The organism is Candidatus Bathyarchaeota archaeon (assembly GCA_026014685.1).
Taxonomy (GTDB): domain Archaea; phylum Thermoproteota; class Bathyarchaeia; order Bathyarchaeales; family Bathycorpusculaceae; genus Bathycorpusculum.
Window position 1 is genome coordinate 73,935 of sequence record JAOZHW010000015.1, and the last position, 25,274, is coordinate 99,208.

Here is a 25,274-nt window from a genome sequence, read left to right on the forward strand (position 1 = left end):
ATAATTGAAATAAAAAAAATAAGGTTAGTTTAATCAATGTTTTCTGCAAGCTTTCTTCCTTCAAACATAATTTTATTTAATTTTGCACTGTTGGTTCGGGGGGTGGCGGTGGAGGCGGTAGCGAGTCTCCTATGCCCATTATGTTCATCTTCATCAGGAAATGCAGCACAAGCCCTGTAACCACGAAAGCTAAGAACTCCACATAGTATGGAACGAAGTCTAGGTAGACGAAGTCTGAGATCCAGTAGATGATCATGAAGCCTAAGCCGATTTCGCCATAGAGGAGCAATGGGGGGAACGGGAAGCTGATGTAGTTTTTAACTGCATAGAAAAGCCCAGCCATCGAGACAGCTATTACTGCGTCAGTGAAAGCCCATGTTAATCCTGCGCCTAAACCATAGACTGCCAATGAGAAAACGATGTAGAAGACCAACAGAATAATGTAGCTAAGCAGTACAAAGTTGAGTTTTGGTCGATAAACCCAGAACAAATAAAAGCCACCTGCCGAGAGCAGTCCCCAGAAGAATGTTGCTGGCAAGTAGAGTATGTCGCCGACTACTGATTGAATTACGTTGCTGCTTGAGATGTTGCTGAGCCAGAAAATTAAGGTGATCAAAGATACCGGCGCGCTGTAAGCAACTCCCCATTTCAGGGCGGCGCTTGGCTTCTTGTCTGAATTAATGAAGTAGAGGTATGTCAACATGAAAGCGGCAAACAGTTCAATTGCGTTTATTGCAAAGTCTTTTAGTTCCATAAGGATTGGGTCAACGGTTGGCGCCATTGGATTGAGGAGGTCGGTTGTGGTTCCCATGGGCGCGTAATCGTATAGTTCAGCCATGATGAAGACGGCGAGGAATACGCTGATGTAGATAAGTTCTTTTTTCCGGGTTTCCAGTTGTTTTTGATGTAGTCGGTTACTTGTTGTTGGGTGAAGTTAAAGCCTAAGAGAGCCATGGCTTGGTTGTTCGAGTTTTGAATATTTAACATTTTGCGTATCAGGTGTATGAAGGTTCAATTTAGTCGTTAAAAGCCAGCTTATTTAGCATATTATACAAAATGTACACGCAGAGTTATCAAAAAATTGTAAACCCGCCTCAGATTAAAAAGACACACACCACACACAAAAACTCCAATCTTCAGCAAACCTTTAGAGTTGATTTTCCATGTTTGCTTAAACCATAAATGACCTCATGCAGAGTTATAACTGTGATAGCGAAATCTTCTTGCTTTCCACGATACGCTTGAACGCTTGACTTCCTTTTGAGATTTTTTCTAGAATCTCAATCAAAACGTCTGAATCAATCACTATCATCAAAGCTTCGCCGATTTGCTCTTTTAACCCTGATTTCTGCGCGTATCTCGTCCTTTTCGATTTCAGAAAGCTCCACAGAGACTCTAAGCTTTGTCAATGATTCGCTACTCCCCTGTTTTCGGTAAGTCGGTCACATACATGCGAACATACTAAATTTTCTTCTTTAGACTTATCCCCACGTTTTGATGCTGGTTTTTGAGAAACGCTTAATGCATCCCTCGTTCTGTGAGATAGCAGCGGCAAACCCATGATTAAACTGTCCAGCCCATCCGAATTCAAAGCTAGCGACATCCCAACCGAGCCAGGCGTATACCTTTACCGTGACGAGGCAGGCGAGATACTCTACGTGGGCAAAGCCAAAAACCTGCGCAGCCGAGTAAAAAGCTACTTTTCAGGCATCGACCAACCCGCCAAAACCCGCCAGCTCCTATTGCACATTCGAAGCATCGACTGGATTGTGGTCAACAACGAGGTTGAGGCATTGCTTTTGGAGAACAAGCTGATAAAGCAGCATTCGCCCAAATACAACATCGACCTCAAGGACGCGAAAAGCTACGCTTACATCTCGCTTACTCGCGAGCCGTTTCCGCGTGTTTTGACGAGCCGCAAAGTTAGTCGAAAACTCGAATCCTTTGGCCCTTACACTGAAGGTTTTACGCGCCAAGACCTTCAACGCGCTGTCGTCCGCGTCTTCAAACTGCGCACCTGCAAAAACATGCATAAACGCGCCTGCCTAAACTACCACATCCACCTTTGCACCGCTCCCTGCGTCGGCAACGTGTCCGCCGAACAGTATGCTCAGCAAGTCAAGCAAGCCAGGTCTTTTCTTAGCGGCAACTACACGCAAACTATAGAGCAACTCACTCGCCAAATGCAGCAGGCCTCCGCAGAGCAACGGTTTGAGGAAGCCCTCGAACTGCGTAAACAAATCGCCTCAATTCGCCTTCTAACAGAGAGGCAAATAGTGGACAACGAGCGGCGCTTCGATCAAGATGTGATGGCTTTCAAGCGGGTGGGCGAGAAGTTGCATGTTGTACAGATGGGCGTCCGCAAAGGTGTTTTGTTGGGCAAAAAAGAGTTCACGGTGGATTTGCAGCCGCAGATCGAACAGGAATTTTTGAAAGCCTACTACACCAGCAATCAGATTCCACGCGAAATCCTCCTCAACCAAGCTGTCTGGCAGGAACCAGAGGAAAAGCATGCGCTCGAAGAGTTTTTGGCTGCTAAGCGGCTGGCGCCTGTTTCTTTGACTATCCCCAGAAAAGCTGACAAGTTGGCGTTGCTCAAGTTGGCGGAGAAGAATTTGGAGTCCACGCTCGAAGTGGACAGCGCAATCGTGGACCTGCAAAACAACCTTAACCTGCCCGCGTTACCCCGCATAATAGAGTGCTTTGACATATCTAACCTCGGCACCGAACACGTCGTCTCAGGCATGGTCGCATTCAAGGACGCTAAACCCGACAAAAAGAACTACCGCAAATTCAAAATCAAAACTTTCCAGGGGCAAGACGACTTCGCCGCAGTCAACGAGGTCGTCACCCGACGCTACACGCGCCAACTGGAAGAGAAAAACCCCTTGCCCGACCTCGTGGTAATCGATGGCGGACCTGGACAGGTCAGAGCCGCACAGGCTGCGTTGCAGAAGCTGGGTTTGCAGGTGCCGTTGATTGGGTTGGCTAAGGAACGCGAAGAAATTTATTTCCCAGATGACCCTGAGCCGCATGTTTTTGGTAAGAACAGCCGCATGATGCTTCTGCTAAGAAAAATCCGCGACGCCACCCACGAATTCTCGTTGGGCTACAACCGCAAACGACGACAAATGCAGGTCCGAGAAGAATTCAAACCCAAAAAGCGCTCTAAGCAAGTAGGTGCTCCAAAAGAATCCGCAGCCCAATAAGAATCAAAACCGCGCCGCCCACGATTTTTATTCGGTGACCAAACTGTTTGCCCAGTCCACAGCCAAAATAGAAGCCGACAAACGACAATCCAAACGTCACAGCGCCAATCACCGCAATAGGCACCGCAATCGCGGTTTGGAGAAACGCTAAACTCAACCCAACCATCAACGCATCGATACTGGTGGCAACCGCCAAAACCAACATCGTCCGCAACTTTAGGTCGACTGGTCCATCTTGTGGCTTCTCTTTTTTTAAGCCGTCGAAGAGCATTTTTGCGCCGATAAACGCCAGCAACCCAAACGCCACCCAGTGATCCACGCTGGATATGACGCTTTCAAGGCTCAAGCCCGCGAGGTACCCGATTGCGGGCATAAGCATCTGGAAACCGCCAAACGCCGTCGCCGTCAACAGCGCTGAGCGACGTCTGTTACCGGTGATGGTCATGCCGTTCGCAATTGAAACTGCAAAAGCATCCATAGCCAACCCGACAGCGATCAAGACGACGGTTAAGGCATCCACTAGTTACACCGTAATGCCTCTCTGCTAGCTTTACGCCGATATAGGCTTTTCTAAGACTCAGACAAATTCTTTTAGTGCCCCTTCTAATTCGTCAAAACTCTTGATTATTTTGTCTGAGTGGAAAACGATCCATGGACTGAGGCACTTTATGGGGGAGACCACGATGATTTTTTTGCCTTTGCGTTTGGCGTAGAACATTTCCATGCAAGCCCCAGCCGAAAGAATCGGCAAGTAGACGACCATGATGTCGCAACGGTCGGCGTCATCGAGGTCTCGCTGCACAAAATCAAAAGTAGGCACCTTATCCCACCAGCACTCCTCCGTGCCGTTGTAGAGAACACGCTCACGTTTCCATGGGTCGATAATTTGGAGCCCCAGTTTCTCGACGACTTCGGTTATGGTTTTTCGGTAGTCTTGCTGTTTTTCCATGCCGATGATGGGACCTGAAATGAACACCTGCTTCTTCATCGTGTGACCTTAACCAATTGACTGTTTTAAGATTAATATTGTTTCTCGATCACATCATGCGGTCTTGAATTGTTTGCCATCTAACTTGCAGAAGTCTTTGATGAGGTTGCGCCCCATAAGTGAAACAGTGCTTAACCCGATGGTTCCGCCCGCCCATTGACCCACACCGTAAAAGTTAGCTAAACCAGGCAGAGTTTTGAATAAACCGTTTTTGTTGATTTCTTTTTGGTGCTCTGCTGGTGCAGGCCAAGCTTGACAACCCCTATACAGCGCCGTCCAACGCTCCACAGAAATGGGGGTTGCTACGTCGATGACTTCGATTTTGCTTTGAAAGAGGGGGAACCGTTTTTCCAGCGCTGCTGCGATTTGGTCTGCGACTTTTTGTTTTTCTTTTTTGTAACCCTCTGGGTCCGCGGAGAGGTTTTTCCAGTAATCGTAGTTGGATTCCAGTACAACTTTGACGACTGTTTTGCCTTTAGGCGCCATCGTGGGATCAAAGTTGAAGATTTCGATATCCAAGCGGTCACGCGGGATACCCTCGATGGTTATGGGTTGCTCAAGGAAACAAACGATTGCATGGGGCTCTTTGGGGAATTCCATGTTGACTCCGTACCAGACTTCCAGCCCAAACGACTGCAGCTTAGGATACGCCCTATAGTATGCTTCTATGGTTTTGGTAACGTATTTACCTCCTAGCATGCCATAGATTGTTGAGTAGCCGTCAGCATTCGAAACGATGCGGTCAGCAAAATGTTCTGAGCCGTCCTCCAACTGCACACCCACCGCAACGTCGTTTTTGACTATGATTTTTTCGACCTTCTTGTTGTACTCTATTTCGCCGCCGAGTTCAAGGTAGCGTTTGGCGATGTTGCCTGAGAGCGCGTTTGAACCGCCGATGGGCCAGCCTGCATCACCTTTCTCTTGAACCGAGAGGAACAGCAACGGAACCAAAGTGGGCACTTCAGCGATGTCATACTGGATTGTGGGGATGGCTTTTCGTAGAAAAGGGTCGCTGAATTTTTCGCCGTAAGCTTTGATGTTGATTTTGCCGAACTTTACGAGTGTGCTCATTAGTGGTAGCATCTTGATTTTCGCAAATGTACCTCCCACCATGGCATCGAATAAGTCGTGTCCCCCGATTTTTCTAGCCGCATCCACAAACTCTTCTATGATTTTGCTATCTGCAGGAGCGAGTTGCTTTAGGTGGGCTTCAAGCTTGTTTAGGTCTGTGTAGAGGGTGAGGACTTTACCGTCTACATCCTCAACTTGTACAAACTCCTCAAAATGATAAGTCGCTGTGTCTTTGAGGGCGCCAAGTTCCTGCCAAAGCTGCGTGTAGACGTTTTTCACTTTTGGGTTTGTGGTGACTCCGAAAACGTTGTGAACGGCGTAGTCGAAGCTGTAACCTTTGCGTTGCCACGCGACGCAGACTCCGCCTGGTTTGTTCTGCATCTCAAAAATCTTGGTTTTGTAACCGTTCATTTGTCCATAGCAGCCTGTGGCTAAACCGCCGAGGCCTGCCCCGATTATAATGATTGATTTGCCCGCCAACTAAATACCCAAACACTGATGCCTGTTCCCAGTATTATACTCTTTTACTTAACAGCCAATCTGCTTGGTTGCAACTCTTATTAGACAAAGCAACCATACCACTACGGTCAAAATGTACAAAAACACCCTACTGCAAGAAAAAGCCGCAGCATACGACAAAAACAACGCCATAAAACACGAAGTCAACATCACACTCGGCAGACTAAAAGAGTTCAGACAAAAATTCACCTTCGCCGAAAACCTCGCCTCCATAGAGTGGCTTGACGCCGATAAACTTTACAAGGTTAACCCCGACGAAGTAGGCGAATTCTTCCAATTCATAGAAAAAAACCTCAACATCCAAGGAACACCAATCCAGAACAACTCCAACCTTTACCGCAACACCCGCCTCCAAATCAAAGAATTCCGAAACCTCCTCCGCACCACAGTAGATGACCGCAAATCGCTGGCTCAAAAAGTGGATGCTCCATGGGAAAGACTCGGCGGAATGTCACAGGACAAATTCTTGGCTAAAAAAATCATCTACTGCTTCAACTACGAGAAAGGGCACGTGCTACCCGTTTTTGCCAATCAACACATGCGGCACTTTGTTAACCGAGTGGTAGGTGTAGCTGCTGTACAGACAAAGTACCTTTCGCTTGGACAAGAATACGAGCACTACACCACAGAACTCCTCAACGCTAAAAACAGCTTGCCCCTCACAAAAGACTGGGATAACCTGTACTTTGCGCGGTTCCTTTACGCTACGTATCCGCCGCCAGATACTGAACCCATCGGCGTCAACGTCCAAAGCGAGCGAAAAATTGGCAACGCGGTATCGAATGAGCAGTTAGAGTTGCAGGGATTCATGAGGTTGTTGGGTGACTTGCAGAAGCAAAGCAAAATCAGCGGTGAACAGTTTAGGGAAAACCGCCAGTTATGGATGCAGCAACCCTCGGAGCGGGAAGCATTGATCCAGCGTCTAAAACGTTTACTAACTAATTAAACAGAAAAGGGTTCAATCAGCGAGTTAAAAACAAGAAAAAATGTGGCACCCGCTATTTCTTTTTTAGCAGGTCGCGTATTTCCCGCAAAGTAGCCAAAACCTCATCGTGGTTGCTACCTGTTGGTTCGGGTGTTGGCTGGTTTACCTCGGTCATTGTAGTGTAAGGTTCTCGGTATTTTCTTAGTTCTCTTAAGATAAAGTCGCGTACTTCCTCGTAGAATACGATGCCGTTGAGGACGGTTTCGGGGCCTTTCTGGTTGGGGCCTGAGTAGCCAGCGGTTTCTACGTGCACGGAGCCGATTTTGAACAGTCTGTCAAACGGGCCTGCTTTGCTTGATATGTTGGTTATGCATCTGAAGGGTACGTGTCGGCGGGTGATTGTTATGATGCCTTCTTTGGAGTAGATTTCAGGCATGGTGTCGCCGCTTTGGGCTTTCACTGAGTATTCTATGCTGTTGAAGTACATCGGCGTCAGAACCAAGGCGGGAATGAACCATAGTAGATTTGCTATTAGCGACCAGAAATTCACTGGCAGGATATAATCTTGGATTATTTGCGCTGCACTTGGACTCGCGGGGTCAGCGGCAGCCATGTATGCAACGGCTATAAACAAAAGGAACACCAACAGCAAGATGAATACGAAGATGATGATGTTTTGGACCTGCATCTTTTTCAGGTAAGCCCGGGATGGTTTGAAGATTGTTCCGCTGGTGATCTGCTCAACGGGCGGTCGGATGACTTTTTCTGCGTCGTTTTTTCCCATATCTATTCGCTTCCTTTTCGTTTATATCGCGGCGTTTCTTTGGCTGCTAGTTTGTTGAATACTGTGATGGCTTGTTGGGTTAGGCATAGCTGTTTTTCGTCTTCTCTTAATGTGATGTTGTACTCGCTGATGATTGTGCTCAGGGTTTCTTTGCATTCTTTTTCTTTGGGGCACTCAGGGCAGAGTTTTCCACCGTACGAGTCATGTTTGTACCAGACGATGACGCCGAGTTTTTGGGTGTAGACTATGTAGACTTGGCTGCTTGTTTGATAGTCGAAGCCGATGAGGAGGCCTTTGTAGTCTAGGAGGGTTTCTATGTCGAGGCGGTGGCTGTTGGCGTGGGCTTTGAGGGTTTTGGCGATTTTTTCTCTGGCGCGGTTTAGGACTCGGGAAACGTATGCGGGGTTCCATTGTGGGTGTTGTTCGGCGATGGTGCTGGTGGTTTTGTCTTGTTGGAATTCTTGCCATACTGTTGCTTCGTCTTTTGAGAGTGTTTCCATCACAATTTCCAATCTTTACCAAAATACAGTAAAGATTTACTTATATGGATTTCGGACAAACACAACCCAATAAAACACAGAACTCAAAAACCAGAGGTCGCTCACTAATGCCACTGAGCAATGAGTCCACAGGCACTATTTACCAGCAAACCACTAAATAAAAAACAGTTTATGCAGAGGCGTTTACGGTTAATTTGGCGTTAGGCGTTTTTTTGTTCGCCAAGTTAAACCGCTAAAAATTGTAAATGCTAAAAGAACTACAAAAACCGACACTTTGATGACCGTGAAGTCTTGAATGGCAGAGTAAAGTGCGAATGATGCTGGAAACGCCCCGACAAACAGACTGAAGAATATTGCTGGGGGCAGTTTGTAGCTGTATTTGTAGTCTTTTAGTATGCGTTTGCCAAAGTATAATGCTGCTAGGCGTCCCATGCCGTGGGTGCATTTTATGCAGTTGTAGCAGGGGCGCAGACACCCGATGAAGTGCAATACTCCATAGATTGCTATTAGTGCAACTATGAAAAATGCGATGCCTGTGTTTGTGTCATATAGCAGGAAAGCGACTGTGTCAAGAACGATCCATATGAAGAGGGCGAGGTTGCCTAATATTACTAGTTTTTCTGGGAAGAATATTGGTCGACCGTTTTTTGGTTCTGTCATGAACGCCTAATGCCTCGGATAAGATATAAGGTTTACAATGTTTTTGTCGCTAGTCAGTGTACCCGGGTTTCCCAAAACGAGAAGTGAACGGTGGCGGGCCCGACGGGAATTGAACCCGCGACCTAAGGATTAAGAGTCCTCCGCTCTAGCCTGACTGAGCCACGGGCCCACACGCGCTTTTTAAAAAGGTTCCATTGCGAAATATAGAGATTGCGGTTTCCCAACAAAGCTTGAAGCGGTCAACGACGTAAATAATTATTAGCCGCGTCCCCGTTGGACTTCTAGTCCTCAACATGCCTGTTACGCCATTCCATTACCCAATCGCAAAGATACTCCACCAACTTGGCGGAAAAATCAACCTCAGCTTACCCGCTTTAATCGTGGGTTCTATGGTTCCCGACTTGGAAGTCCCCTTCATATCTCTGGTGTCCCAAACGCAGGACAGACTGGTTCTCCACAGCTTAATCGGAGGTTTAACTCTGGGAACCACCATCGCAGTGTTTTTGACGGTGCTTGTTTATACCCCATTAGTCGGCGCGTTTTTTCCCGTAAACAAAGAAAACCTCAAGCAGAAATGCGCCTTTTCAGGGGTGGTTGTTGTTTCGTGTTTAATCGGAGTGTTGTCTCACGTTTTGCTGGATGTTGCCAATCATACATATAATCCGCTGTTTTGGCCCCTGCTCTCCGCAGCGCAAACTCCAAACCCACTTATCCAGCTTCTGGGCGGTCCAGACCTTGCGTCGCTGCTCGTTCATGGTTCTATGGGTGTGCTCTTTATTGGAATCTGTATAGTTAACCGCAATAATTTTTGGGAGCAATTACTCGTTGGAGACAAGCCCGCCAAAATTGAAAAATCGCTTCTTTGAGCAAAAACTGCAGTCGCATCATTGGCTGTTGAGTATGTCTGGTTTGTCGCTGGCGATGCCATCCACACCCTTCTTGAGGTAATCTTGCACCTCTTCAGGGGTATTTATGGTCCAGACGACGACTTTCAAGCCGTTTTGGTGCGCCTTCTGCACGTTTGCAGTGTGGGTAAACCTGTAGAGAGGCAACAGGTAATTGGCTTTCAGGGTCAATGCAGCTTTGAGGGGGTTGCTGTGTTTAGCATAGATTAAACCTGTGGGGATGGCAGCGTCGAGTTCTCTAACTTTTTTAAGGGCCTCCTCAAGAAAAGAAGTGATCACAACATCTTTTTCCATACCGCGCTTCCGCACTTCAACAAGAACCTGCTCTTCGCTGCCTTGCTCTTTGAGTTCGATGAAGACTTTGACTTTGCCCCTCAAAAAATCCAGCGCCTCACCCAAAGTGGGAACCTTCTCCCCATCTGAAGATAACTCCTTAATCTGGGCAAGAGTCAAATCGCTAACCAAGCCCTTGCCATTGGTGGTCCGCTTCACATCAGCGTCATGGATAACGACCAGTTCGCCGTCACGGGTTTTTCTGACGTCTAACTCGACAGCGTCTACGCCGATTTCTACGGCTTTCTTAAAACTCGCCAACGTGTTTTCGGGGGCGTAAGCTTTTGCCCCTCGGTGACCCACACGCAGCATCTATCCACCAACCGTTATGTGGTTTGGCGTATGGCTTCTTTTTCTATACGCTGGAACAACTCTGTGGAGAATATGCGGTAGTTCTTGCTGACAGGTGGTTTTTCTAGGTACTTTTGGATTTTTTGTGTAGTTTGGGCGAAGACGCCTTTTTCGGATGCTTTGCGGGATTCTTCGTCTTGCCAAAGAGTCAAAACCACTGCATTGTTAGGGTCCTCTTGTGGAAGCAGGGACATGTATCCGCGGAACCCCTCCGCATGTCTAGTTAGCGAGTTGAGCAGGTTGTCTAATTCTAAAAAACCCTCTTCTCGTTTGCCCGCCTTAAAAGTCCAAGTGGACATTCTTGCAAAAACCAAATCGTTCACCACTTACCACTTTGGAGTTTGGATATTTAGCGTTTTGGGCACAGGTATATAGCCAAATTCACGCGACGTCTCACAGTGTACCTCCCCTCCCTTATTTAAAGGACAAATCGAGTTTTTTTGCTTCGGTGGGCTTTAGTCTAAAAAAACACTTTTTGGGTCAACACGTCATTTGTTATTATCTGCAAAACTGTAGAAAAACTGGAAATATACGGTTAGGTGGTATGAATAGGGGGATTGTTATCTGCACTTTGTTCATGTTCGTGATTTAATAAGCCTGCTCTTTTAATCCATACCCACATTAGGATGCTACCAACCGCAGTGGCTCCAAACATTAACGCCAGATATGCAGGTAGAAAATCTGGCCCCAAAACCCAAACCGAGTTACCGAGCATGGTGGCGATGGTGTTAGGTATCAATATCGCCGTTCCAATTATCGTTAGGTAAGCGACTATTTTTGATAGACGGTTGTTAAGCAAAGTCAATCTGTTGTTGGATATCGTTAACTGATTGTTCGCGATCGTTAATTGATTGTTGTATATGGCTTGTGTGGCTTCTATTCCTGACGCTAACACTTCGGACATGTGCTCAGAAAGAGCAATTTGACTTTTAACTTGATCCACCATCGCAGCAAACATGTTTACAAGTTTCGGATCATCAGTGAGAAGTTCTGCGTCGCCGTAGCGAATCGTCTGCAGTACATCCACGCTTTCCCATAGTGCATTCAAATAAATGATGAGCGCGTGTTTCATCTCGTAGATTTTTGGCCCCAGAGTGGATTTATCTACGTCCTTATCCATTAAGTCGCGGTTTAGTTCGTCGCCGAATTCTTCGATTACTCGTAGGTGTCTAAAGTTGCTGTCATTGTTTGCTTCAAGTATACGGGATAGTACGATTGTTAGTCTATCTTCTGGTTTGCTTTCAGGAGGGATTTTGCGAAGAATTGTTTCTGAATACCTTCTTAGCCGCAAGAATCGTTTGTCAACGAGTCGGACATGGAAGGTTACAACTAGATTTTTTCGAATCAAAAAGACTAGCGGGTAAGGTTTAACGTCGTTTCCCCTAATCTGGATGGCGGGGAAAGTCAACCACATTTCAGTATCAAAATCAGAATAATTCAGTTGATCCCGAGAGGATAGACTTGCGATAAAGTTTTCACTGAAACCCATCTGGGAAGCTACCATAGGTAAATCATTCACGGGGTCATCGGTGATGTAGTCAACCCAGGTAATCACGGAGCGTTTCAACAAATCCATAAAACTTGCGGGTGATTCAGCTTCTTGTCTGATTGTTTTTCCTGAGGCTTCTAAACCCGTACAGAACCATCTTTTAGGGAGCAGTTCTAGTGTGGATGGTGTGGTTGAGAATCTCGTTTGTGTAGAGGTGTCTACCTGTGGATCCATATGGGTTGCGCTCCCGACGTTTATGTATTATATTAGTCCATGCATTGGTTGGCATAGTTAAATATTCTTTACTGTTAATTCAGGTTTTTTTTGATATGCTTGTACATTGATAAAGGTGTTTGGTGAGTTTTGCAAGCGGATCCTTGCTTTAAGTTTCAACAGCACTCACAGTCTATAAGCAATTATCTTAGGATAAAGCGATATAAAGGCAAAACAGAATATTCACAGCAACTGAGGAGACAAAGATGGGAAGCGTTAAAGATTTACAAATCATCACTAAACCAACCCAAACCGCCATGGGCACAGGCAGATTCCTGTTTTCTGACCGCTACAGCGTTTTTGACTGGGGCGAAATGCCCGATCACATCGATGGCAAAGGCGCTGCTTTGTGCCTTATGGGGGCTTACTGTTTTGAACAGCTAGAAAAGCTTGGTGTAAAAACCCATTACCGAGGCTTAGTTAACTCGGCGGGCAAAGCAGTCAGGCTTGATGAACTCAAAGAGCCCTCAAACATCATGGAAGTCGCTTTAGTTAACGTTTACAAACCCAAAACCAGCGTTGTAAACGGCAAAATAGTGCATGACTACAGCCAGTACAACTCTGCCCTCAAAAACTGCCTCATCCCCCTCGAAATCATCTACCGCAACGGCTTACCAGAAGGCTCATCCGTATTCAAACGACTAGCACAAGGCAAAGTCACCTTAGCAGACCTCGGCTTAGACCACCAACCCAAACCAGGCGAAAACCTCACCAAACCCATCTTTGACGTAAGCACAAAACTGGAAGAAACCGACCGCTACGTCACATGGACTGAAGCGCAAAAAATCGCAGGCTTAACAAACTCCGAATTAGCCGACATCAAAGCTGTCCTCCTAAAAGCTGACGAAACCATAACCAAAGCCGCCTCCAACGCAGGTCTCAAAAATGAGGACGGCAAAATCGAGTTAGCTTTCGACGACCAACGCAAACTCATGCTCGTTGACGTGCTAGGCACGTTGGATGAATGCCGCTTCACATTCGACGGTGTTCATGTTAGCAAGGAAGTGGCAAGGCAATTCTACAAAAAAACCCAGTGGTACAACGATTTAGAGCAAGCCAAAAAAGACGCGGAAGCCAAAGGCGTACAGGACTGGAAGTCACTTTGCAAGTCTCAGCCACCTAAACTTGACCCCAAACTTAAAACCATCATAAGCCAAATGTACACTTCAGTAGCTAACGAGATGAGCGGCAAAAAACACTTCAACACACCCCCGTTGCCCAAAGTTATTGACGATTACAAAGCGTTTATGGGTGAAACAACACCATGAATATGCAAGACAAAATAAAACAAGTCCTGATGGATTACGATCCCAAAAAAATCCGCATAGGCGTTTTGGGCTCGCACTCTGCGCTTGAGATTGCGTCAGGTGCTAAACAAGAAGGCTTCGAAACTGTGGTGGTCTGCCAGAACGGCAGAGAAAAAACCTACGCGCGCTACTACCGCAACGTTTTTGATAAATTCATTTTTCTTGATCAATTCGCTGACATAACTAAACCTGAAACGGTTAAGGAACTCCAAGATTTAAACACGATTTTTGTGCCCAACCGCAGCTTCAGCGTCTACGCAGGCTACGACGCCATCGAACAGAAATTCACCGTCCCCCTGATGGGCAACCGCTGGCTGCTAAAAACCGAAGAACGCACCGCACCCAAAAACCAGCTTTGGCTCCTAAAAGAAGCAGGCATTCAAATTCCAAAAGCCTTCAAGTCACCCAAAGACATCGACCGCCCAGTCATAGTCAAAGTCGCCGAGAAAGGCAGAACCATTGAACGCGCCTTCTTTTACGCCTCAACTCCTGAGGAATATGAGCGGGAAGCCGAGAAACGCATCAAAGCAGGCATAATCACCCGCGAAGCCCTCGAAGAATCAGTTATCGAGGAATACGTGTTGGGTGCGAAATTCAACGCTAACTACTTCTATTCACCCTTAAACGATGACATCGACCTCTTAGGCTTTGACCGACGCATCCAAACCGACCTCGACGGCGTACTTGACCTCCCTGCAAGAGAACAACTCGAACTAAATGTCGCTACACAGAACATCGAAATCGGCCACATGGGCGTAACCATGAGGGAAAGCCAAATAGAAAAAATCTTCGAAGCAGGCGAAAAATGGGTGTCAATCTGCCGCAAAGAGTTTCCCCCGGGAATGATTGGCCTGTTTGCCTTGCAGGGTGCAGTCACCAAGGATTTGCAGTTCCGTATCTTCGATGTCAGCCCACGTGTTCCAGGTTGCCCCTGTGTTGAACCAACATCGCCCTACATGAAGTACAAGTATGGGGTAGAGGTGGGTCCAGGCAAACGGGTCGCCATGGAAATTAAACGGGCCATCAGAAAACGGCGGTTAATGGAAGTTGTAACATGATCGACAGCGAAGCGATAGGCAAAATAATCGAAAAATACGATCAAACCAAACTCGCAGTCGGCACCTTGGGTTCCCATAGTTCACTTAACATTTTCAAAGGCGCCAAAGAAGAAGGTTTGCGAACGGTTTGTATCTGCAAAGAAAAAGACGCCATAATGTACCAAAAGTATCCACTAGTTGACGAGTTAATTATCGTTAAAGACTTCACCGAGTTGCTCAGCGAAAAACTTCAGGAGCATCTCCGCAAGCTCAACGTGGTTTTGATTCCGCACGGCTCCTTCACCGCATACCTTAGCACGGAACAATTAACCGACAACCTAAACGTACCCATGATGGGTAACCGACAGTTGCTCCACTGGGAAGCCAACCGCAAATCACAGGAGGAATGGCTGCGGCAGGCTGGACTGAGATTACCCGCCACTTTCAAGTCACCCGACGACATCGACCGCCTAATCATCGCCAAGCTCCAAGGCGCCAAAGGTGGCAGAGGCTACTTCCTCGCCAACTCGCCGAAGGGTTTCTACAAGAAAGCAGAAGAAATGATCAAACGCGGCTTAATCACCAAAGAAGACATAGAAAAAATCCACCTCCAAGAATACGCCTTAGGCGTCAACGTCTACCCCAGCTACTTTAGCAGCATCCTAAACAACGACGTCGAACTCCTCGCGATGGATCGCCGCTACGAATCCGCAGTAGACAGCATCGGCAAAATCCCCGCTCAGGAACAACTCGAAATCGACGTCATCCCAACATACACAGTAGTCGGCAACTTCCCCATCGTGCTTCGCGAATCGCTACTACCAGAAGTCATGCGTATGGGCGAGAACGTTCACAAAAAAGCCGCGGAATTAGCCCCGCCTGGAATCATTGGACCCTTCTGTCTCGAAACCGTAATCACCGACGACCTTACAATCTACACTTTTGAAATTTCGGCGCGCATTGTTGCAGGCACAAACGTGGGTATAGGTACTTCGCCTTATGCTTACTTGCGGTATGGGGAAAACATGTACATGGGCAGACGCATCGCAATGGAACTCAAAGAAGCAGTCAAACAGAAACGGCTACACGAAGTTGTAGCCTAAACTTTCTTTCTTAATCGATGTATTCGAATCCGATTTTCAGTAACTATTACGAAATTGCCTTCAAGTTCATTTTGGGCGTCTAAAACGTTAGAGAGAATTTCATAAATCTGCTGTGTTGACTTCGGCAAGAACCTTAACAAGACTATTCCATACGCCTTTAGTTTTCTTCGATAAATCAGTTCACCGAAGTCATCGTCGAAAGTTAAAAGAATTCTATTCTGGGCATTGGCAATTTCTAAGACTGCTTCATCTCCCAGACCAGCATTTATCTCCTTAACTGAGACGATGTCTATTCCCTTGTTTTTGAGGTTGTTAACAACTTTGGTTGAGATGTTTTCATCAGCAAGAAATTTCATGCTAAGGGGTAAACCTTCTCTTGCTTAACCATTTCAACTGCATACTTCAAAGCAGCAATTATGTCTTCACGCTTCAACTCAGAATACGCATCCAGAATCTGCTCAACCGACCAGCCATTAGCGAGAAGACCCAAAACAAACTCGACTGACAATCGAGTACCCTTAATGACTGGTTTGCCCACCAAAATTTTGGGGTCCACTGTGATTCTATCTTCCCAATCACTGAGCATAATCTTCGCCAATGGTTCTTAGGGCATTGAAAATATAAATGGTTTCGTATTTAGAACAGAAGAAGCAATGCAGGTTAATATTCGAGGCATAACCTCACTAAGTCTTCAAAGTTGGTGCGATTCCGGTTTTTTCTGTAATTCCTCAATCCTGAGATGAGTTTTTCTCTGTTTCTTTCGCCCAAAATCGTCGATATAGTTTTACAGGTTTCGCTATTGCCCTGAAACAGATACTGGCACACCGAGGTGACGTTGGATGCGTTGCGTTGGGTGCTGGCGGTTTCGAAATCCACGATGAACGGCTTATCTGTTCCATCTACGAGGAGGTGTTTGGGTGCTTTACTGAGTTCCCCGTGGTCGAGGCTGATTTCGTCGAGCCGCCAGCATTGCTCCAGAATGTCAGCTAAAACCTTTCGGACAACGGCTTTGTCTTTGTGTGTTTGAAGCCACGCCTCAAGCAGGTCTCCTTCAACAAGTTGCATCAGCAGAAAATGTTTGGTCACCGCCACAAACTTCGGACCGACACCAACAGAGTTGGCTTTGCACAGCAGTTCAGCTTCACGCTCCAAGCTTGCCCTGTCTGAGTCCACTCGCTGCATTTTAAGCGCCAACCGCTCGCCGCAGACACATGCCGTCACAACAATACCCACATAACCCTTGCCCAACACAGACAAAGTGAACGCTGAAGATTTACCACAGAACTCCAATGCTTCAACACCCAACTTGCGGAGTTCATCTATGCGGGGTTGCATTTCGCTGGGGGTTGCCTTAGGATAGCAAACTACGGATGCGTAGGGTTCCTCTTCGAGTTGGTTTAGGGTGATGACTGCTGATTTTGGCATGGCGTTCCGCTTAAATCAATGGTGCGAGGGAAAAAGCCTTTTCGTCTCAGCTGAGGGCCGGTGTGCGTCCAAAAAATACGTCTCCACCCAAAAATAGCCTCCAAACCGTCTTATTAACCCGATAAGTGGAGACTATGCCCGTTAGCTCAGACGCCAAAATATACATCAAAAGCGTCACCGTCGCCCTCTTAGGTGCAGTAGCGGCAGCTTTAGGCATAGTTGCTGTGGGACTTTTTGGAGATTACTTCAAAGCCAACCCATACCATGCGCCAATGATAGTTAGTTGGTCTTTAGGTATCGACGTTTTTGGCGCAATTGTACCCGTCTTTGTTGGGTTAGTTTGTGCGGGGCTTTTGTTTTGGTTCCGTTTTCCTATAAAAAAATTCGGAGTTGCCTTAGCAGCCTCGATCGTTTTAGCTTTTTTCCTCACCCGTTTAACCACTGAAGGCTTAATTGGATATCCACTGTTTTTTGCTGCAACCATTGCAGTAGTAACAGTCGCACTAAATTATGGCGCAAAAACTTTTACGAATCCGAAAAACGCCTTCACTTCTTTGCTGCTTGCCTTATCTTGTGTTCCCACCTCGCTAATTTTGGTTGATTTAGCCTATTCAGCCGTCCTTTCTGGCTCAGTCATAGGCGGCAACGGATTAGCCGACGGCATCATGCTTTCTACACTTTATGCACCCTTCGCGTTGACGGCAGCCTTGTCTGTTGTTTTGTATGTGTCTGAAACGGTTTTGTTGATTAGAAAACAGCAAACCACAACCAAACATCAATCGCCTCCAGCAACCGAACCAGTCATGTAGAATAAAAAAGATAATATGCACCTCGGCTCCAAACTATGGCTATCTTACGGGTTGTTAGATGCCGCGGTTCAAGCAAATCCCCCAAATCCAAGCCCTAATGGGCAACAAAGCACAAATTCGCAACATAGGCATAATCGCCCATATCGACCACGGCAAAACCACCCTGGCGGATTCTCTTCTGGCTGGCGCGGGATTACTTTCGCCACAGATGGCTGGCGTCGCGCGGGTGCTTGATTACCTTGAAGAGGAACAGAAACGCAAAATCACCATAAAAACCGCCAACATAACGTTGCTCTACAAGAAAGACGAGCAAGCTTACCTTATCCACTTAGTTGACACGCCTGGTCATGTGGATTTCACGGGTAAAGTCACACGGGCACTTCGCGTCACCGACGGGGCAGTCGTGGTGGTGGATGCAGTTGAGGAGATTATGGCGCAAACCGAAATCCTCACCCGCCAAGCCCTCGAAGAACGCGTCCGCCCTGTTCTTTTCATAAACAAAGTCGACCGCCTCATCACTGAGCTGCAGTTAAGTGAGGAGCAAATCCAAACTAAACTCACCCAAATAATCAACCGCTTCAACGACCTAATCGAACTCTACACCGAAAACCCCTACAGAGCCCAATGGAAAATCAACCCCGCCGCGGGTAGCGTGGCGTTTGGTTCGGCGCTGCACGGTTGGGGTTTCACTTATGGCATAGCAAAACAGCAGGGCGTCAAATTCACAGACATAATCAAAGCCGTCAAAGCAGGCGAGCATAATAAACTCAAAAAAACCCTGCCAGTGTATGAGGCGATTTTTGAAATGGCTACCACTGTGCTCCCAAGTCCGAGGGAGGCGCAAGCTTACCGAATTACCAAGATTTGGGATGGGCAGGTTGGCTCAAAAGTTGGCAAATCACTCACAAAATGCAGCGATGATGGACCTGCAGTGGTGTATGTAACGAACATTCATGCAGAACCTGGCGGCGACACTACGGTTTCGGGCAGATTGTTCTCAGGAAAAGTGCAAAAAGGTGACAGGCTGCATCTTGTGGATGCCCTCATTGACGCTGAAGTGAAACAGGTTGCCCTTGACATGGGCTCGTTCCGTGAAGAAGTCTCCGAGATTTCAGCAGGCAACTTGGCTTCACTGACATTGACTGGACGGGTTCAAGCAGGGGAAACCCTTGTTGACTTAGCAGATAAAGAGGGCATGGTTCCCTTTGAGGGCGTCAGCTATGTTTCTGAAGCCGTTGTCACGGTAGCTGTTGAACCCAAAAATCCCTCCGAAATCGAGGTGATGCAGCAGGGTTTAGCGAGACTGGCACTCGAAGACCCCAACCTCAAAACCGCAACAGACAAAGAAACAGGCGAGTACCTACTCAGTGGCATGGGAGAATTGCACCTTGAAGTAGCACTAAACCAGCTTAGAAACGAATGCGGCATCGAAGTCACCGTTTCGTCACCAAGAGTCGTATACATGGAGTGCGCCCAAAAAAAGGGCGTTGTTGCTTTGGCTAAAAGTCCAAATAAGCAGAGCAGTTTTTGGGTGCAGGTTGAACCAGAACAGGATGCATCATCACCGGAAGATGACAAGGGCATTATTCTGTCAATCGACGAGCACCGCAACGTATTTTTTGATTGTGAAAGCAAAACCGATTACGTCTGCGAAGAGGTTCTGGAGGCTATCATCGCGGGGTTCGAGTACGCTTGCGGTGCGGGGCCGCTGTGTGGTGAACCGATTCGGCATCTAAAAGTTAACCTCACTGATTTCCAGCTTGGCGAGGGTGCAGAGGCAAACTCTGAGGTTATGCGTGGCGTCGGTAAAGGGATTTTTGCAAGCTTCCTAACTGCCGACCCAACGCTCCAAGAACCAGTCTACAAAATAATAATTACTGTCGCCTCTGAACTTGCCAGTGAATCCTCCCGCATCCTCTCAACCAGACGAGGCAAAGTCACCTCGTTTGAACAAAAAGGACTCTTAACCCAAATCAGCGGCTACATACCAGTTGCCGAAACCTTCGGTTTCTCAAAAGAACTCCGCTCAGCAACCTCAGGCAGGGCTGTTTGGCAATCCTTCTTTGACCATTGGGAAAAAATGCCAAAAAAACTCGCCGCCGAAGTCATTGCTGAACTACGTAAACGCAAAGGTTTAGCGCCTGAAGTGCCTAAACCCGAAAAGTTCATGGAGCAGCAGTAACTATGCGGCTTGATGTGGCGTTTGATTTGGATTTTTCGCTCGGTTGCGGGCAGGTGTTTCGTTGGCGAAAAATCGGTGGTTGGTGGTATGGGGTTGTCGGCGACAAAGTCATCAAGATTCGTCAGTGCGGTTCGGATTTGGAGTTTGAGGGCGCCAACGAGGGGTTTGTGCGGCAGTATTTTGGGTTAAACGATAACTTAAAAGAAATCAGCCGCTGCATCTCTAAAGACAGCTACATCCAAGCCGCACTAAAGCGGTTCGAAGGGTTACGCATTGTGCGACAAGTGCCCTGGGAATGCTTATCCAGCTTTATTTGCGCTACCTACAAGAGTATAGCTGCCATAGAGTTGATGCTGCGTAAAATTTCAGAGAAATATGGAGAAAAAAGAGTTTTTGACGGCTGCGTGTTTCACACTTTTCCATCCGCGCGAAAGCTTGCAGGTGTAAGTGAAGAGGGGTTGCTTGGGTGCGGTTTAGGTTACCGCGCAAAATACCTACAGGCCACCGCCAAAAAAGTCGTTGAAGAAGAAATTGACCTTGAAGCCTTCCGGGCTCTGCCGTATTTGGATGCTCGGCGGAGGCTTTTGGAGTTTTCGGGTGTTGGTTTGAAGGTGGCTGATTGTGTGTTGCTATTTTCGCTGGAGAAGCCCGAGGCGTTTCCGGTGGATGTCTGGGTTAAACGGGTAATCCTAAACCACTACGCCGACAAGTTCCCCCAAGAGTTGGTAGCGAAGATGAAAAGTCACAACTCCTTAACAAACGGTGAATACATTAAAATTGGCGATTTTGCCCGCAGCTACTTCGGCTGCTATGCTGGCTACGCACAGGAATACCTCTTCCATTACGAGCGGACGCAACATTAAAATTGGCTTTACTGGCATTGCTTATTGGTGCTATTTATGAATGAAGGACGAATCGAAGAATTAATCAAACACAAACGCGAGTTTCTGCGCCAAACCAACCCTGACTACGCTGCAGGCGGAAACGACATGCTTGACGACGTCGAAGCGGCGCTTAAAGAGGCAAAAACGGAAATTGCCCATAACTTAGAACTTGTCAATTGCCTGCGCAAAGAACAGGGCGAACAAGCATGGCAAAAAGACTGCCTAAACATGTTTAACGCATGGTACGATAAGTGGTTTGGTAACCCATAAGTTCTGTTTTCCTTTTTTAGAAGTTGATGTGGATTCCTCTTATTTCATCTTCTTCCAGCGGAGGGCTTGGCTGCGATGTCTGTTTTAGGTTTAGCTGGTTTATGCTTCGGCAGACTAAGTATCAACTGTAGTTTTTCTACTATCCCTCGTCATTTAAAGCTGCATACGAAACCGTAACCGCAGAGGCTGCTGCTCTGCCACTGACCCCCCTCCCTTATATAAAGAACAAACGATTTTGGCAAGGAACATAGCTGCTTTGATTAATTTTTGGGATTGACTGTAACTGTGGCAGGCGGCTTAGCGGCTTTTCCGTGGTAAATTCTTGCAGCAAAGCAGAGTACCACAACGGCTATTGAGAGGTAGAAGGTCCAGTTGAAGAATGCTGAAACCGCAACTTTTACGGTTATGCCGCCTGAAAATATCTCTGGAAGTTGGAGAGCCGTTGACCCGACAAGCGGTAGGTTAACGCCTGTTAGCAGCCTTACGGATAAGTAAAGAACGAATAATTCCACTAAGAACAGTATGACGGCGTAGAGGGGTTTTTTGTATCCGAACCCCAGCAAGGGTTTAGCGTAAGATTTCGCGGGTATAACCGAGTAGACAAGCAGGGCTATGCCGCCTGCAAGCAGAGTCAACAGGCAAGCAAGGTTTAGAGCCCAAATGATCGGCACAGTGAGGACGGTGTTGAATATTGCGAAGTTGAAGTTGACTGGTGAAAAGTTGACGCTGGCTAAGGCTGGGTTGCCGACGTTGAATTGCCACCATGGAACAAACACTGAGGCAGCTATCAAAACCAGAGTCACGACGCCTGCAACTAAAGCTACGTAGTTTATTTGTCTGGGCATAAGTTTACCCCGTTATGGTTAATCCTGAGGTGGACATGGGAACGGTGATTTGGATGGGTTCACTTAATTCAACGGTTACCCCGTTGATGTCAATGACCGTGTTTACCAGCACTACTTGAGCTGGTTCTCCTGTAGCGTAGTGATCTAAGAAGTATGCTTCCCCAGCCTGCGTCCATGAACCAACCACGGTTACCAGAGCGCTTTCGCCAGGAGGAATCGTGTAAGCGTTGCTTAAGGCTACATTTGTGATTCTCTGGTGGTCGGGTGTTTCTACGTCTGTGCTGAGGTTGTTTAGGGTTAAATCTATCGTGAATGAGTTGGTTACGTTCACTGTGACTGAGAAGGTTCGTGCGGCATTGTCGATGTTTGCGCTTACGAATTCAGGCTGCACGAAGCTGCCAAAAGGTGAATCGTCTCCACCACCTGCGTTGTCTGTGATAAATAGGCTTGAGTCGCCGTTAACTAATCCTTTAACTTCGGGCGGGATGATTAAGCCGCTTAAATCGTCTTTGTAAATGTATATTACTGCGCCAACTGGCCCAACTACTAATCCTATGCTTATTAAGAGTAGAACTACCCCTATTAGCTGCATTGAAGCTTCCTCAATATACAAGATACCCCTGCCCCGCCTTTAAGGTTTATTCATCCTCAATCAGCAAGAGCATAATGCATCAGGATTTAGCCAAAAAAAACATTGATTTAAAATCAACCAATTAATTTTAATGCATAAAACACTAACATTAACTCCTAATTTTTACGCCCGAAGAAGCCCATGGATTGGAGACACCTGTATCTAAAACAAAAACTATACAAATTATGGTTATGACTGAGTTGGCGGGGCTTCAGGCGACCTGCGCTTCCTAAACAGGATAAAAACGTGCCCCCGCACTTCTACCAAAGCGGCTTCTGTTTCTTTTGCAGCTTTTTTTGCTATTTCCTCAGCCGTCGTCAACTCTTTGAGCGCAGCCGGGAGTATTCTGACTTTCACCATCTTATTCTTTTGGAGTTGCTTTTCCATCTCGGCGATTGACTGCGGTGTTAAGCCGTCTTTGCCCACCCAAATCGTCGGGTTCTCATCTTTTAGCACGTGCCTAACGTGGCGCTTCATCCTTGTAGTTATCTTGCTCAACTGTCTTTTGCACCTTTTTCTTAATCATATAACGGGTTTGTTTCCCGCAGTTTAAACATGTTACTACGACGTGAGGCTCCCTTTTCTGCTTTACCCTAACCCGACAGTTAACCCCATGCACAAACAGCGCGTTGCAATCTTTGCAGGTTTGTCTTCGGAATTCTGTTGGTAAACGGATTTTGGCCGCCATGGCAATGCGCCGCACAGAGCCGATGTATTGGGCTGCCAGTTTAGGGTCGGCTTTAACTACTTTTTTGGCCTGCTCAAAGAGTATCTCGATGCGTTGATTAGCAATCTGCTTAATGCTACTCTGCTTCATCATAACTGTAACAATGCAGAAAGGCACGGTTCGCTTACATAATACTTGCGATGTCACTAAGCCTTTTTCTCTGAGAGTTCCACTTTAAGACGTTCAAGCGCCTCATCTAACGGTAACGGTTTACATTGAAGGGTTCGCTGAGCCAGCGAAGTGTCAAGCGAGGAGTCAACTGGACGTTTAGCTGGCCAAGTGAACTGCGATGAAGCAACCTTGTCGATTAAGGTTTTATCTAATTTGAAGGTTTCAGCGATTTTGAGGGCGAACTCGTAGCGGCTAACCCGCGTAGCACCAGACAAGTGATAGATTCCAGTTAAGTGCCGTTCAATGGCTTCAAGCGTCATCTCGGCGAGGTTAGTGTTAAGTGTGGGGGTGTTCCATTGGTCCTTGACAATTTTGACCCGTTCACCTTTTTGCAGGGTTTCGATAAGCCAGAGCGCAAAGTTTACTTTTCCAGCCGCAGGAGTGGCGCCATAAATTACGCTGGGACGGGCGATGAAGAATTCGGGTAGAGTTTGGACGATTTCTTCGGCTACGAGTTTGGTTAACCCATAATAGTTTATGGGGTCAGCTGCATCTGACTCTACATAGGGCGCTTTCTCGCCGCTGAACACGTAATCTGTTGAAATGTAAACCAGAAATGCTTCCTCACGCTCGGATGCTTCCCTGATGTGTTTTGTGCCGTCCACGTTAACCGCCCAAGCCAGATGCTTGTTTAATTCACATTTATCTACATCAGTTAAAGTTGCAGCATGAACAACCACATCAGGCTTAACTGTTCTAAAAACATCGTCAACTTCCGCTTTAACTGAAACGTCCAGCTTAACCGATTTACCATAAACCGACTGAACCGAAAGGTCAGAAGAATAAACCTCAAAACCCCTCTCAAGCGCCAACTGCGCAAGTTTTGAACCGTAAAGACCGCCAGCACCAGTAATCAGCAGCTTCAACGGGAACCACCCAGCTTCCAAGGTGTCGGATGTAAAATCACATCAGTCGCAAACGGGGTCCACCAATGCTCATTTTTAAGGTACCACTCCACTGTTGACTCTAAAGCCTCCTGGAAGGTGGCTTTAGGTTTCCAACCTAACTCCTTGCGTGTCTTGGAGGAGTCAAGGCTGTAGCGGGTGTCATGCCCAGGTCGGTCTTCGACGAAGGTTATGAGGTCTTCGGGTTTTTTGAGTAGGCTGATGATTTTTTTGACTATTTCTATGTTGGTGACTTCGTTGCCCGCGGATACATTGTAGATTTCACCCGGCTCACCTTTCTCCAGCACGGTGCTTATGGCTTCACAGTGATCGGTAACGTAGATCCAGTCGCGGATGTTGGTGCCTTTGCCGTAAATTGGAATAGGCAAGTCCCTTAGGGCGCGGATGACTGTTTTGGGAATTAGTTTCTCAGGCATTTGGTAGGGTCCAAAGTTGTTTGTGCATCGAGTAATTGAGACATTTAAGCCGAAGGTTTTGTGGTAGGACAAGACGAACATGTCGGCGGCGGCTTTGGATGCCGAGTAGGGGTTGGATGGTTTAGGAGGAGAATTCTCCGTGAAAGAACCCTCTAAGGCTTCGCCGTAAACTTCGTCCGTAGACACTTGTAGTAGGCGGGCTTTGTGGTTGTGACGACGGATGCCCTCCAGAATCGTGAAAGTTCCTAAGGTGTTATTTTGGAGAAAAACGTTTGGGTCTACGATGCTTCGGTCAACATGCGTTTCCGCGGCGATGTTAACTACTGCGTCCACTTGGTGGATTAGGCGGTTCATGAGTTGGGGGTTGCAGATATCGCCTTTTATGAAGGTGTAGCGTTTATCGTTCTCTATATCATGCAAGTTTGCAGGATTCGCTCCGATGCCTACTTTGTCGACGTTTATAATTTCGTAGTCAGGGTACTTTGCAAGCATGTGCCTGCAGAAGTTGCTGCCGATAAAACCTAAGCCGCCTGTCACTAACACTTTCATGGTTCA

General features: G+C 47.0%; 29 protein-coding genes and 1 tRNA gene. 10 read left to right on the forward strand and 20 right to left on the reverse strand.

Features of this window, described 5'->3' with window-relative positions:
* Nucleotides 1-76: 76 nt before the first annotated feature.
* A complete protein-coding gene (locus NWE96_10190; GenBank protein ID MCW3984344.1) occupies nucleotides 77-838 on the reverse strand; it encodes a hypothetical protein in 762 nt (253 codons plus the stop codon).
* A 721-nt stretch (nucleotides 839-1,559) separates the two neighbouring features.
* Between NWE96_10190 and uvrC the strand changes: the two genes are divergently transcribed.
* On the forward strand, nucleotides 1,560-3,209 hold the full coding sequence (gene uvrC, locus NWE96_10195) for an excinuclease ABC subunit UvrC (protein MCW3984345.1): 1,650 nt from the start codon (nucleotides 1,560-1,562) through the stop codon (nucleotides 3,207-3,209).
* Here uvrC and NWE96_10200 read toward each other — a convergent pair.
* The 3 genes from NWE96_10200 to NWE96_10210 are packed head-to-tail and all read right to left on the reverse strand — an operon-like array spanning nucleotide 3,169 to nucleotide 5,748.
* Complete coding sequence (locus tag NWE96_10200) at nucleotides 3,169-3,729, reverse strand: manganese efflux pump MntP family protein (GenBank protein MCW3984346.1); 561 nt, start codon at nucleotides 3,727-3,729, stop codon at nucleotides 3,169-3,171. The two genes, uvrC and NWE96_10200, sit on opposite strands and share 41 nt — an antisense overlap.
* A 57-nt stretch (nucleotides 3,730-3,786) precedes the next feature.
* On the reverse strand, nucleotides 3,787-4,197 hold the full coding sequence (locus NWE96_10205) for a nucleoside 2-deoxyribosyltransferase domain-containing protein (protein ID MCW3984347.1): 411 nt from the start codon (nucleotides 4,195-4,197) through the stop codon (nucleotides 3,787-3,789).
* Between the two features lie 54 nt (nucleotides 4,198-4,251).
* A complete protein-coding gene (locus NWE96_10210) occupies nucleotides 4,252-5,748 on the reverse strand; it encodes an NAD(P)/FAD-dependent oxidoreductase (GenBank protein MCW3984348.1) in 1,497 nt (498 codons plus the stop codon).
* Nucleotides 5,749-5,860: 112 nt separating this feature from the next.
* Here NWE96_10210 and NWE96_10215 point away from each other — a divergent pair, with 112 nt between their 5' ends.
* On the forward strand, nucleotides 5,861-6,733 hold the full coding sequence (locus NWE96_10215; GenBank protein ID MCW3984349.1) for a hypothetical protein: 873 nt from the start codon (nucleotides 5,861-5,863) through the stop codon (nucleotides 6,731-6,733).
* Between the two features lie 52 nt (nucleotides 6,734-6,785).
* Here NWE96_10215 and NWE96_10220 read toward each other — a convergent pair whose 3' ends face one another.
* The 4 genes from NWE96_10220 to NWE96_10235 all read right to left on the reverse strand — a co-directional run bounded on the left by NWE96_10220 (nucleotide 6,786) and on the right by NWE96_10235 (nucleotide 8,825).
* Entirely contained in the window at nucleotides 6,786-7,496 is a 711-nt protein-coding gene (locus NWE96_10220; protein ID MCW3984350.1) for a PH domain-containing protein, read from the reverse strand.
* Nucleotides 7,497-7,498: 2 nt separating this feature from the next.
* Nucleotides 7,499-7,996, reverse strand: coding sequence for a hypothetical protein (locus tag NWE96_10225; protein MCW3984351.1), 498 nt, complete (start codon nucleotides 7,994-7,996; stop codon nucleotides 7,499-7,501).
* A 189-nt stretch (nucleotides 7,997-8,185) separates the two neighbouring features.
* Nucleotides 8,186-8,656 carry a hypothetical protein gene (locus NWE96_10230; protein MCW3984352.1) on the reverse strand — a complete coding sequence of 157 codons (471 nt, stop codon included), beginning with the start codon at nucleotides 8,654-8,656 and terminating at the stop codon, nucleotides 8,186-8,188.
* A gap of 91 nt (nucleotides 8,657-8,747) precedes the next feature.
* Nucleotides 8,748-8,825 (reverse strand) — tRNA-Lys (locus NWE96_10235).
* A gap of 124 nt (nucleotides 8,826-8,949) precedes the next feature.
* Between NWE96_10235 and NWE96_10240 the strand changes: the two genes are divergently transcribed.
* Nucleotides 8,950-9,522 carry a DUF4184 family protein gene (locus NWE96_10240; GenBank protein MCW3984353.1) on the forward strand — a complete coding sequence of 191 codons (573 nt, stop codon included), beginning with the start codon at nucleotides 8,950-8,952 and terminating at the stop codon, nucleotides 9,520-9,522.
* Nucleotides 9,523-9,540: 18 nt separating this feature from the next.
* Here the strand turns inward: NWE96_10240 and NWE96_10245 are convergent, their stop codons facing one another.
* From NWE96_10245 to NWE96_10255, 3 genes are all read right to left on the reverse strand, one after another.
* Nucleotides 9,541-10,206, reverse strand: coding sequence for a glycerophosphodiester phosphodiesterase family protein (locus NWE96_10245; GenBank protein MCW3984354.1), 666 nt, complete (start codon nucleotides 10,204-10,206; stop codon nucleotides 9,541-9,543).
* A gap of 14 nt (nucleotides 10,207-10,220) precedes the next feature.
* Nucleotides 10,221-10,559, reverse strand: coding sequence for an antibiotic biosynthesis monooxygenase (locus NWE96_10250; protein ID MCW3984355.1), 339 nt, complete (start codon nucleotides 10,557-10,559; stop codon nucleotides 10,221-10,223).
* Between the two features lie 221 nt (nucleotides 10,560-10,780).
* The gene (locus NWE96_10255; protein MCW3984356.1) at nucleotides 10,781-11,968 is read right to left on the reverse strand and encodes a CorA family divalent cation transporter; all 1,188 of its coding nucleotides are present in this window, start codon (nucleotides 11,966-11,968) and stop codon (nucleotides 10,781-10,783) included.
* A gap of 245 nt (nucleotides 11,969-12,213) precedes the next feature.
* Between NWE96_10255 and NWE96_10260 the strand changes: the two genes are divergently transcribed.
* From NWE96_10260 to NWE96_10270, 3 genes are read left to right on the forward strand one after another with little or no spacing between them, the layout of a single operon-like run.
* Complete coding sequence (locus NWE96_10260) at nucleotides 12,214-13,275, forward strand: phosphoribosylaminoimidazolesuccinocarboxamide synthase (protein ID MCW3984357.1); 1,062 nt, start codon at nucleotides 12,214-12,216, stop codon at nucleotides 13,273-13,275.
* Nucleotides 13,272-14,372 carry a formate--phosphoribosylaminoimidazolecarboxamide ligase family protein gene (locus tag NWE96_10265; GenBank protein MCW3984358.1) on the forward strand — a complete coding sequence of 367 codons (1,101 nt, stop codon included), beginning with the start codon at nucleotides 13,272-13,274 and terminating at the stop codon, nucleotides 14,370-14,372. Before NWE96_10260 ends, NWE96_10265 begins: the two co-directional genes overlap by 4 nt.
* A complete protein-coding gene (locus NWE96_10270; protein MCW3984359.1) occupies nucleotides 14,369-15,454 on the forward strand; it encodes a formate--phosphoribosylaminoimidazolecarboxamide ligase in 1,086 nt (361 codons plus the stop codon). The genes NWE96_10265 and NWE96_10270 overlap by 4 nt, the downstream gene beginning before the upstream one ends.
* Here NWE96_10270 and NWE96_10275 read toward each other — a convergent pair.
* From NWE96_10275 to NWE96_10285, 3 genes are all read right to left on the reverse strand, one after another.
* Nucleotides 15,451-15,810: a DUF5615 family PIN-like protein gene (locus NWE96_10275; protein MCW3984360.1), complete on the reverse strand. Its 360-nt coding sequence runs from the start codon at nucleotides 15,808-15,810 to the stop codon at nucleotides 15,451-15,453. The two genes, NWE96_10270 and NWE96_10275, sit on opposite strands and share 4 nt — an antisense overlap.
* Nucleotides 15,807-16,040, reverse strand: a complete 234-nt coding sequence (locus tag NWE96_10280; GenBank protein ID MCW3984361.1) for a DUF433 domain-containing protein — start codon at nucleotides 16,038-16,040, stop codon at nucleotides 15,807-15,809. The genes NWE96_10275 and NWE96_10280 overlap by 4 nt, the downstream gene beginning before the upstream one ends.
* Nucleotides 16,041-16,114: 74 nt before the next feature.
* A complete protein-coding gene (locus tag NWE96_10285) occupies nucleotides 16,115-16,879 on the reverse strand; it encodes a serine/threonine protein kinase (GenBank protein MCW3984362.1) in 765 nt (254 codons plus the stop codon).
* A gap of 134 nt (nucleotides 16,880-17,013) precedes the next feature.
* On the opposite strand from NWE96_10285, the gene NWE96_10290 reads away from it, so the two are divergent.
* From NWE96_10290 to NWE96_10305, 4 genes are read left to right on the forward strand one after another with little or no spacing between them, the layout of a single operon-like run.
* Complete coding sequence (locus tag NWE96_10290; protein MCW3984363.1) at nucleotides 17,014-17,688, forward strand: hypothetical protein; 675 nt, start codon at nucleotides 17,014-17,016, stop codon at nucleotides 17,686-17,688.
* A gap of 58 nt (nucleotides 17,689-17,746) precedes the next feature.
* Entirely contained in the window at nucleotides 17,747-19,870 is a 2,124-nt protein-coding gene (locus NWE96_10295) for a GTP-binding protein (GenBank protein ID MCW3984364.1), read from the forward strand.
* 2 nt (nucleotides 19,871-19,872) lie between these two features.
* Nucleotides 19,873-20,733, forward strand: coding sequence for an 8-oxoguanine DNA glycosylase (locus tag NWE96_10300; GenBank protein ID MCW3984365.1), 861 nt, complete (start codon nucleotides 19,873-19,875; stop codon nucleotides 20,731-20,733).
* Nucleotides 20,734-20,769: 36 nt separating this feature from the next.
* Entirely contained in the window at nucleotides 20,770-21,024 is a 255-nt protein-coding gene (locus NWE96_10305) for a hypothetical protein (GenBank protein MCW3984366.1), read from the forward strand.
* Nucleotides 21,025-21,284: 260 nt separating this feature from the next.
* Here the strand turns inward: NWE96_10305 and NWE96_10310 are convergent, their stop codons facing one another.
* The 6 genes from NWE96_10310 to rfbB form a co-directional block, all read right to left on the reverse strand.
* Complete coding sequence (locus tag NWE96_10310) at nucleotides 21,285-21,869, reverse strand: hypothetical protein (protein ID MCW3984367.1); 585 nt, start codon at nucleotides 21,867-21,869, stop codon at nucleotides 21,285-21,287.
* A 4-nt stretch (nucleotides 21,870-21,873) separates the two neighbouring features.
* Nucleotides 21,874-22,461 (reverse strand): hypothetical protein, encoded by a 588-nt coding sequence (locus NWE96_10315; GenBank protein ID MCW3984368.1) that lies wholly within the window; start codon nucleotides 22,459-22,461, stop codon nucleotides 21,874-21,876.
* A gap of 228 nt (nucleotides 22,462-22,689) precedes the next feature.
* Nucleotides 22,690-22,998 (reverse strand): YhbY family RNA-binding protein, encoded by a 309-nt coding sequence (locus NWE96_10320; protein MCW3984369.1) that lies wholly within the window; start codon nucleotides 22,996-22,998, stop codon nucleotides 22,690-22,692.
* Nucleotides 22,961-23,320, reverse strand: coding sequence for a ribonuclease P (locus tag NWE96_10325; protein ID MCW3984370.1), 360 nt, complete (start codon nucleotides 23,318-23,320; stop codon nucleotides 22,961-22,963). The genes NWE96_10320 and NWE96_10325 overlap by 38 nt, the downstream gene beginning before the upstream one ends.
* Before the next feature lie 53 nt (nucleotides 23,321-23,373).
* Nucleotides 23,374-24,264 carry a dTDP-4-dehydrorhamnose reductase gene (gene rfbD, locus NWE96_10330; protein ID MCW3984371.1) on the reverse strand — a complete coding sequence of 297 codons (891 nt, stop codon included), beginning with the start codon at nucleotides 24,262-24,264 and terminating at the stop codon, nucleotides 23,374-23,376.
* On the reverse strand, nucleotides 24,261-25,268 hold the full coding sequence (gene rfbB, locus NWE96_10335; protein ID MCW3984372.1) for a dTDP-glucose 4,6-dehydratase: 1,008 nt from the start codon (nucleotides 25,266-25,268) through the stop codon (nucleotides 24,261-24,263). The genes rfbD and rfbB overlap by 4 nt, the downstream gene beginning before the upstream one ends.
* Nucleotides 25,269-25,274: the final 6 nt, after the last annotated feature.

Excerpts from the sequence above, each read along its gene's own strand:
- NWE96_10190 (MCW3984344.1), bottom strand. The coding sequence starts at position 838 with ATGGCTGAACTATACGATTACGCGCCCATGGGAACCACAACCGACCTC.
- uvrC (MCW3984345.1), top strand. The coding sequence starts at position 1,560 with ATGATTAAACTGTCCAGCCCATCCGAATTCAAAGCTAGCGACATCCCA.
- NWE96_10205 (MCW3984347.1), bottom strand. The coding sequence starts at position 4,197 with ATGAAGAAGCAGGTGTTCATTTCAGGTCCCATCATCGGCATGGAAAAA.
- NWE96_10215 (MCW3984349.1), top strand. The coding sequence starts at position 5,861 with ATGTACAAAAACACCCTACTGCAAGAAAAAGCCGCAGCATACGACAAA.
- NWE96_10220 (MCW3984350.1), bottom strand. The coding sequence starts at position 7,496 with ATGGGAAAAAACGACGCAGAAAAAGTCATCCGACCGCCCGTTGAGCAG.
- NWE96_10225 (MCW3984351.1), bottom strand. The coding sequence starts at position 7,996 with ATGGAAACACTCTCAAAAGACGAAGCAACAGTATGGCAAGAATTCCAA.
- NWE96_10230 (MCW3984352.1), bottom strand. The coding sequence starts at position 8,656 with ATGACAGAACCAAAAAACGGTCGACCAATATTCTTCCCAGAAAAACTA.
- NWE96_10240 (MCW3984353.1), top strand. The coding sequence starts at position 8,950 with ATGCCTGTTACGCCATTCCATTACCCAATCGCAAAGATACTCCACCAA.
- NWE96_10245 (MCW3984354.1), bottom strand. The coding sequence starts at position 10,206 with ATGCTGCGTGTGGGTCACCGAGGGGCAAAAGCTTACGCCCCCGAAAAC.
- NWE96_10255 (MCW3984356.1), bottom strand. The coding sequence starts at position 11,968 with ATGGATCCACAGGTAGACACCTCTACACAAACGAGATTCTCAACCACA.
- NWE96_10260 (MCW3984357.1), top strand. The coding sequence starts at position 12,214 with ATGGGAAGCGTTAAAGATTTACAAATCATCACTAAACCAACCCAAACC.
- NWE96_10265 (MCW3984358.1), top strand. The coding sequence starts at position 13,272 with ATGAATATGCAAGACAAAATAAAACAAGTCCTGATGGATTACGATCCC.
- NWE96_10270 (MCW3984359.1), top strand. The coding sequence starts at position 14,369 with ATGATCGACAGCGAAGCGATAGGCAAAATAATCGAAAAATACGATCAA.
- NWE96_10275 (MCW3984360.1), bottom strand. The coding sequence starts at position 15,810 with ATGAAATTTCTTGCTGATGAAAACATCTCAACCAAAGTTGTTAACAAC.
- NWE96_10280 (MCW3984361.1), bottom strand. The coding sequence starts at position 16,040 with ATGCTCAGTGATTGGGAAGATAGAATCACAGTGGACCCCAAAATTTTG.
- NWE96_10285 (MCW3984362.1), bottom strand. The coding sequence starts at position 16,879 with ATGCCAAAATCAGCAGTCATCACCCTAAACCAACTCGAAGAGGAACCC.
- NWE96_10290 (MCW3984363.1), top strand. The coding sequence starts at position 17,014 with ATGCCCGTTAGCTCAGACGCCAAAATATACATCAAAAGCGTCACCGTC.
- NWE96_10295 (MCW3984364.1), top strand. The coding sequence starts at position 17,747 with ATGCCGCGGTTCAAGCAAATCCCCCAAATCCAAGCCCTAATGGGCAAC.
- NWE96_10300 (MCW3984365.1), top strand. The coding sequence starts at position 19,873 with ATGCGGCTTGATGTGGCGTTTGATTTGGATTTTTCGCTCGGTTGCGGG.
- NWE96_10305 (MCW3984366.1), top strand. The coding sequence starts at position 20,770 with ATGAATGAAGGACGAATCGAAGAATTAATCAAACACAAACGCGAGTTT.
- NWE96_10310 (MCW3984367.1), bottom strand. The coding sequence starts at position 21,869 with ATGCCCAGACAAATAAACTACGTAGCTTTAGTTGCAGGCGTCGTGACT.
- NWE96_10315 (MCW3984368.1), bottom strand. The coding sequence starts at position 22,461 with ATGCAGCTAATAGGGGTAGTTCTACTCTTAATAAGCATAGGATTAGTA.
- NWE96_10325 (MCW3984370.1), bottom strand. The coding sequence starts at position 23,320 with ATGATGAAGCAGAGTAGCATTAAGCAGATTGCTAATCAACGCATCGAG.
- rfbB (MCW3984372.1), bottom strand. The coding sequence starts at position 25,268 with ATGAAAGTGTTAGTGACAGGCGGCTTAGGTTTTATCGGCAGCAACTTC.